The sequence below is a fragment of the Senegalia massiliensis genome, from assembly GCF_009911265.1.
GTDB classification, from domain to species: Bacteria; Bacillota; Clostridia; order Tissierellales; family SIT17; genus Anaeromonas; species Anaeromonas massiliensis_A.
Genome location: NZ_QXXA01000032.1, coordinates 1 through 6575 on the forward strand (window position 1 = coordinate 1; position 6575 = coordinate 6575).

The 6575-nt window shown below is 25.6% G+C and carries 14 protein-coding genes; 11 read left to right on the plus strand and 3 right to left on the minus strand.

Going from position 1 to position 6575, the window contains the following annotated elements; translation table 11 throughout:
* From D3Z33_RS16225 to D3Z33_RS16250, 6 genes are all read left to right on the plus strand, one after another.
* The coding region (locus D3Z33_RS16225) for a ribosomal protein L7/L12 (protein WP_207708361.1) at window positions 1-287 on the plus strand (287 nt) is incomplete at its 5' end.
* 2 nt (window positions 288-289) lie between these two features.
* The gene (locus D3Z33_RS16230; protein WP_160198818.1) at window positions 290-472 is read left to right on the plus strand and encodes a hypothetical protein; all 183 of its coding nucleotides are present in this window, start codon (window positions 290-292) and stop codon (window positions 470-472) included.
* Between the two features lie 75 nt (window positions 473-547).
* Window positions 548-721: a hypothetical protein gene (locus tag D3Z33_RS16235; protein WP_160198819.1), complete on the plus strand. Its 174-nt coding sequence runs from the start codon at window positions 548-550 to the stop codon at window positions 719-721.
* 266 nt (window positions 722-987) lie between these two features.
* The gene (locus D3Z33_RS16240) at window positions 988-1194 is read left to right on the plus strand and encodes a zinc ribbon domain-containing protein (RefSeq protein WP_160198820.1); all 207 of its coding nucleotides are present in this window, start codon (window positions 988-990) and stop codon (window positions 1192-1194) included.
* A gap of 232 nt (window positions 1195-1426) precedes the next feature.
* A complete protein-coding gene (locus D3Z33_RS16245; RefSeq protein ID WP_160198821.1) occupies window positions 1427-1777 on the plus strand; it encodes a hypothetical protein in 351 nt (116 codons plus the stop codon).
* A gap of 223 nt (window positions 1778-2000) precedes the next feature.
* A complete protein-coding gene (locus tag D3Z33_RS16250) occupies window positions 2001-2630 on the plus strand; it encodes a class I SAM-dependent methyltransferase (RefSeq protein ID WP_160198822.1) in 630 nt (209 codons plus the stop codon).
* Between the two features lie 490 nt (window positions 2631-3120).
* Here the strand turns inward: D3Z33_RS16250 and D3Z33_RS16255 are convergent, their stop codons facing one another.
* The gene (locus D3Z33_RS16255; protein ID WP_160198823.1) at window positions 3121-3570 is read right to left on the minus strand and encodes an ImmA/IrrE family metallo-endopeptidase; all 450 of its coding nucleotides are present in this window, start codon (window positions 3568-3570) and stop codon (window positions 3121-3123) included.
* A complete protein-coding gene (locus D3Z33_RS16260; protein WP_160198824.1) occupies window positions 3554-3970 on the minus strand; it encodes a helix-turn-helix domain-containing protein in 417 nt (138 codons plus the stop codon). The genes D3Z33_RS16255 and D3Z33_RS16260 overlap by 17 nt, the downstream gene beginning before the upstream one ends.
* 174 nt (window positions 3971-4144) lie before the next feature.
* Here D3Z33_RS16260 and D3Z33_RS16265 point away from each other — a divergent pair, with 174 nt between their 5' ends.
* Window positions 4145-4372: a helix-turn-helix transcriptional regulator gene (locus D3Z33_RS16265; RefSeq protein ID WP_160198825.1), complete on the plus strand. Its 228-nt coding sequence runs from the start codon at window positions 4145-4147 to the stop codon at window positions 4370-4372.
* A 90-nt stretch (window positions 4373-4462) separates the two neighbouring features.
* Window positions 4463-4858 (plus strand): helix-turn-helix domain-containing protein, encoded by a 396-nt coding sequence (locus D3Z33_RS16270; RefSeq protein ID WP_160198826.1) that lies wholly within the window; start codon window positions 4463-4465, stop codon window positions 4856-4858.
* Between the two features lie 87 nt (window positions 4859-4945).
* Here D3Z33_RS16270 and D3Z33_RS16275 read toward each other — a convergent pair whose 3' ends face one another.
* Window positions 4946-5452 (minus strand): hypothetical protein, encoded by a 507-nt coding sequence (locus D3Z33_RS16275; protein WP_160198827.1) that lies wholly within the window; start codon window positions 5450-5452, stop codon window positions 4946-4948.
* A 66-nt stretch (window positions 5453-5518) separates the two neighbouring features.
* Here D3Z33_RS16275 and D3Z33_RS16280 point away from each other — a divergent pair, with 66 nt between their 5' ends.
* From D3Z33_RS16280 to D3Z33_RS16290, 3 genes are all read left to right on the plus strand, one after another.
* Entirely contained in the window at window positions 5519-5704 is a 186-nt protein-coding gene (locus D3Z33_RS16280; protein WP_160198828.1) for a hypothetical protein, read from the plus strand.
* A 91-nt stretch (window positions 5705-5795) separates the two neighbouring features.
* Window positions 5796-6272, plus strand: coding sequence for a helix-turn-helix domain-containing protein (locus D3Z33_RS16285; protein ID WP_160198829.1), 477 nt, complete (start codon window positions 5796-5798; stop codon window positions 6270-6272).
* Between the two features lie 43 nt (window positions 6273-6315).
* The coding region (locus D3Z33_RS16290; RefSeq protein ID WP_160198830.1) for a hypothetical protein at window positions 6316-6575 on the plus strand (260 nt) is incomplete at its 3' end.

Sequence of the window (6575 nt, forward strand, 5' to 3'; positions counted from 1 at the left end):
TAAGGAGATTTGATATGGAAATATGGATTATTGCATTATTATTAATTATAATAGGAATATTAGTAGCTTCTCCTGATTCTTCAGAGCTTAAGATAAATCATATGAATAAAAAATTAAATAGAATAATGGATCATCTAGGAATAGAAGAGATAAATATAGATGAAGAATTAAAAGAACTCATAGCAGATGATAAAAAAATACCAGCTATAAAAAGACTTAGAGAAGAAACAGGAATGGGTCTTAAAGAAGCTAAAGAATATGTTGATAATTTAGAAAGGAATAATTAAATATGAATACTAAAAGTAAAAATGGTATAAATATTATTTGTTTTGCAGGTGTTTTTGTCATTATGTCTGGACTGATAAGTTCAAGTGAAGATTTATTGAGCAGGGTTGTTCCTGCTATATTACTTGTTTGGTCTGCGAATAACATAGGTTTAATTATAAAAAGAAATTATTTAAATAAAAATTAATAACTTTATTGAATTTATCACAAGTACAATTAAGTAAAAGTTAAATATAATAAATTCTTTTAGGAGGAATAATTTATGAATAATGTTGTAAAAAGAAAAATTTTAGCATTTATCATTGTGGTGTTTTTTACTATAGTTTTGGAAAATATATACGATTATTTTTTTGAAAGTAATTTAATTATATCTGCACTAATTTTTATGATGATTGCTTCTATTACTTATGGATTGATTATTTATAAGAAATTATAAATAGTATTTTCTATTCTTCAATACAAATATTTGAATTTACTTAATATTCATTGAGTAAAGCTTAGTATGGATTATAATATTGTTTTCTTATGCTCTTCCCATATGTGATATCCCCTCTGGTATATAAATGTCAAACTGTCAACATTACTTCAGTTGGTAATTTTGACCATCAAAATTACATTTATTTGGTCAGCTCATAATCTTTATTTTTGTGATAAATATGATACAATTATAATGAGTATAAAGTTATTAAAGGAGTGATTAATATGGATAATGAGGGTTGCATTAAATGTGGTAGTAAAAATGCTGCAACTAAAGAAATATCAACTACTGGATCTGGTCTTTCAAAAATCTTTGACGTACAAAACAATAAGTTTTTAGTAGTATATTGTAAAGAATGTGGATATTCAGAGCTATATAATAGAGAAACTTCTACTGCTTCAAATTTGTTAGACCTGTTTTTTGGAGGATAAATTGGCCGGTAATTTATAAATATAAAGAAGGTTGATAAAATAAATGTATACTTTTTAGGTGTTTGGTTTCCTTTATATTTTATAGGAATTATATTTGCGATAGCTATATTAATTGTTTCTTTTAAGGTTTCAAGAACATTCATATACTTAATATCTCTTATACGGATGATTTTTTTAGATTCTGTATATTCTGATAATATGTAATTAAAATAAAAAATTCAGGAGTGAGATTATGGAAAATAGTCAAATGAAATATAATTTAATTATATTAATAATAGTATTTGGTAGTATTTTGCTATCGCAATTTATATTTAATTTAGAAGGTAGTTTTACATTATTATTTTTAATTTACTTTATAAATGTTATTTTAATATCTAAACATATAAAAGATAAAGAAATAAAACTTAATAAAAAAATGATTTTAATTTCAATTATTTTTTTATTAAGTAATCTAATAATTTTTTATAACTATGATTTTAAAGATATAAAAAATTATCTTATATGGTTTTTTATTATACTTATAGTTAGTGTTATATTAAATATTATTGATTATTTTAATAAGAATAAAAAATTAAATGTATAATAAATAAAACAAACAAGATTTAGATGACTTAAATTATTCCATTTATTGAATTTGTCTTAATAAGAATTAAGTAAAACTCAAAAAACAGTAAGAGCTTTAAAACATTTAAATAAATGTATTGTGAATATATGCAGTATTTAAGAGGATAAGAAATAATTATTAATGATAGTTATTTTTAGCTATTATTCATTTTTATATCCGATAAATAAGGAGGAATTAACTATTGTTAGATAACGAAGGTTTTGATTTATGGGCTGACGGATATGATAAAAGTGTTGAATTAAGTGAGGACAATGATGAATATCCATTTGCAGGATATAAGGTTGTTTTAAATAGTATTTATAATATAGTCCATAGTAAAGAAAAGGCAAAGATATTAGACATTGGATTTGGAACGGGAATATTAACAAAAAAACTGTATGATGATGGCTATGAAATATACGGTATTGATTTCTCTGAAAAAATGATAGAAATAGCAAAAGAAAAGATGCCTTCCTCTAAATTATACAAACATGATATTACTCAAGGATTACCAGAAGTATTCAAAAATATAAAATTCGATTATATAATCAGTACGTATGCAATGCATCATTTAAAAGATGATGAGAAAGTAAAGTTTATAAATGAGTTAAAGAAATATCTCTCTAATAATGGAAAAATTATTATTGGAGATGTAGCTTTTAAAACAAGAGAATTATTAGAACGATGTAGAACAAAATTTTTAGATTATTGGGATGACGAAGAAGTATATTTTGTTTTGGATGAAATAAAAGAATTATTTCCAAACAATAAAATCAGTTTTACAAAAATATCTTATTGCGCTGGTATTATACAGCTTGAAAAAGTGTTATAAATATTATTGTTGCTACAATTGAATTATTATTGCCATTTTAAATAATATTTAATAAATAAAGAAAGAAGGTATAAATTGAAATTTTATAATATAGTTAAAAAAATTATAATTATAGTTTTGTTTTTACTATATATAGGTTATCTTTTTTATAAAGCACCAATTTTTAATCATTTTAAAATATTAAACTTAATTGAATATTTTATTGTATTATTTGGTGGGGGATATCTTAACTTTATTTTTTTGAAAAGAGAAATATATCCTATATTTAAAAAAGACTAATAAGTTTTACATAATGTTCATTATGACAAACTAATAAAAAACTACATAACTATTGATATTCAAAGCATAGAGTTTAAAAGTCACTCTATGCTTTTTCAGTATCTTTCTTTTAATTTGTCATAAGCTTATTTATATCAATATTATGACAAATCACTTTTAAATTAATTTCTAGTGGTATATAGTTATACAACATAGAATATATGTTCTGTTTTTATGATAAAAAAATATTGCTAAGTTTTAACTTAACTAATTTTAAAGGAACATTTTCAGCTGCAGCTATTTGCTCCAATGTAAAAGTAGGATAGCGTTCAGCTAAACTATCATCCAATAGTAATTCTGCAGCAAACTTATCAGCATCTATTTCAGGCTTATTTTTAACTAATAATGGATTCTCTATAAAGAAGCTAAGGCTTATGTCTGGCTCTAGAACAGCATGTCCTAATTCATGAGAACAAATATATTGCTGTAGAGTTTCATCTATCTGATTATTAATATGTAAAATCTCATGATTGGATTCAGTCTTTTGATAATATCCTAAAATTTCAGGTCCTAAGTCTTCATATAATAATACAATACCTAGATACTCACATATTTCAAAAGGATTGCGAGTATCTGACATTTCAATAAGACCTTCTACAATTTCCTTAATTTCGTTGTTCATTATCATCACTCTTTTTATTTTGCTTATTCTTTTTAGATTCAATTTCCTTAACTGTTCTAATACCATTTAATATAGAATTAGCTAGTATTATTTTAGACTCATCAGATAAAAGTTCACCATTAAGCATTAGTCCAGGCTGTGAAAGAATAACTTCCATAGCTTCTTCAACATCATATACTTCTTTATATTTTTCATCTATAGATATATTTCTTTGGTCAGTATTGCCTAATAAGTAGTCTATAGATACATCAAAGATTCTAGCTAAAGAATTAAGGGTATCTATTCCAGGTTCTAAAGCACCTGTTTCATATTTAGAAATATTAGATTTAGTTTGACCAACTTTTTTTCCTAACTCTTCTTGAGTTAAGTTAAATTCTTTTCTTAATTCTCTAATTCTCAAGTAAATCCCTACTTTCAATATATTAATTAATTCAATTATATAATATCCATAATGGAAAATAAATCTTTATTCTAAAATAGAAACTTTTCATTAAAAAAGGGTTGACAGTTTCTATAATAGAGATTATAATGTATTTAAGAGGTAGCCAAAACAGAAACTTAAGGAGGGAAGAATATGTATGAAAATTTAAGATCTATTAGAAATGCAAGGAATATTTCAGCTCTAGATATGGCGGAAGTTTTAGGACTTCAGACTAAAGCAGCTTACTATAAAAAGGAAAGTGGAAATATAAGATTTTCTTTAGAGGAAGCAGGTAAAATATCTAAATTTTTAGGAATGCCGATAGAAGATATTTTTTTTGATAATGAAGTCGCTAAAACGGAAACAAATCATACTGCATAAAATAAGAACATAATTAATTATCTCATGATAGTAGTTGCCGATAAAGTTGTAAAAAATGGTAACTTAGGTATTGCAAGGAGGTGAAGAAAAGTGGTTAACAGAGAAAGACTTGCTAATAAAATTATTAAGTTAAGAATTAAAAAGGGATACTCTCAAAGAAGATTAGCGATAGCAGCAGGTGTTAGTAATTCAACTATATCTAGAATAGAAAATGCAAGTAGTGATGCTGATCCAGAAACATTGAAAAAGTTAACTTATTGCTTAGATATTTCATATGAAGAACTCATGGATGCATCAGGATATATATCAACAAATAATTTAGCAGGAGTGAAAAGAGTGGAAAAAGAAATCAACGTGAAAGTTAATATTGATAATTTAGATGAATCTATTGTTAAGGCAAAGAGATATGTTGAACTTTTAAAAGAAGCCAAAACTTTGGCGGAAGAATTGGCTTCAGTAAAGTTTGATGTAAATATTGGCAAATGAGGAACTGTGAGGAGGTGAGAGAAGTGGAAGGTGATAGAGTTACTTTAGTTTTATCGTTGATAAGTATGATATGTGCAACAACTGCTATTATACTTTTGTATTTTTAGAAAGTATTATAGGAAATTCTAATATTTTTTTATTAGTATGTAGGATTATTTTAGCATTAGGATGTTCTTCAATGTATTTATTTGACAAATCAGTTTCAACGCCAAAATATCCACCTAAAGCACCAAGTCCTAAAATAGTCTGAGGCATTGGTATAGTATAAGTTACTTTTCTATCAACTATTTGATTATTTATTTTTGTAGTTTCACTCAATACCTCTTGAGGACGCCAATCAAAATGATATTTTTTATTATCTATTTCTAAGTAAGCACTGGATAATGAAATAGGTAATCTTGATTTATTAGTAATAGTCATAAAGATTAGTATTGTAGTTTCATTATTAACTTCATGAGAAAAATGTGAAATATAAGAAATGTTTAGCCTAACATATTCATTTATTAAAGTTTTTATAAATGATATCACTGCTAAAACAATACTTATGATTGATAAAGTTAAAGCTATATTTTCTTTAGTTAGATATTTAATCATTAGAATCAGCTCCCTTTAGAAAATTATACCATAAGGGGACAAGCTATAAATAGAGGAGGGTTAGAAATGGCAAGATTACCAACACCTAAAATAGTAGAAGTAGAAATAGTTTCTACAGATGATATAGAAGAAAGATTCTATACATTTACTTCTATATTAGCTATAGCAGTAAGGAGAAGATATGAAGCAGAAAGGAGGTGCCTTGATGACACCCAAGAAAAGGATTCTAGTGAAGTTTGTAGGGAAAGTTAAGGACATGCCTAGATTTAAGGATGAGGTTATCGATTTAACTAGTATTAAGTAGTTATTAATTATATTGTATAACGAAAGTAGGTGAAAATGAATGGATAGTAGATACGAAAACATATATAAAAATGCTAGAAAAACTACTATTTTTACACAAGAAAAGGCAGCAGAATTTATAGGAGTATCTAAAGATTCTCTATCAGCATATGAAAGGGGAATAACACCAACTCCAGATGATATCGTATGTAAAATGATAGACCTTTATAAATCTGAATGGTTAGCATATGAACATCTTAGAAAGTCTACAGAAGTAGGTAGAAGATATTTACCTAAAATACATTATTCAGATATCGCAAAATCAGTTTTGAAGTTTCAAAAGGAAGTAAATGATTTAGAAAACATAAGTAATGACATGATAACTATCGCATGTGATGGAGTGATAGAAAACCATGAAAAAAAGAAATGGACAAGCATTACAAAAGAAATTGAAGAAGTAGCAGGAGCAGCATTAAGTTTAATCTTTACAAAAGAAAAGACCCTTTCAGACGGCAATCTGGAAAAGGTCACTTACTAAAATTATTATACGTTAATTATATCAAACCGAGGAGGAATAATCAATGAATTTAGCATATGGATCATACTCTAAAAAAGGATTTAGGGGTAGTGGAATGAGATTACATCATAGTGAATATTTCAAATATATATATCAAGGAAAAGAATATTTTTATAAAAAGAAGTTTTATGTATCAGCATATGATGGAGATATTAAATATGAAAAAATAACTGATACAACATTTAAAAAGGCAGTTACAAGAGGAAATATAACAGAAGAATTAATAGTAATAGAAGATTTTGAAGAAATATCTTTTCAAGTTTT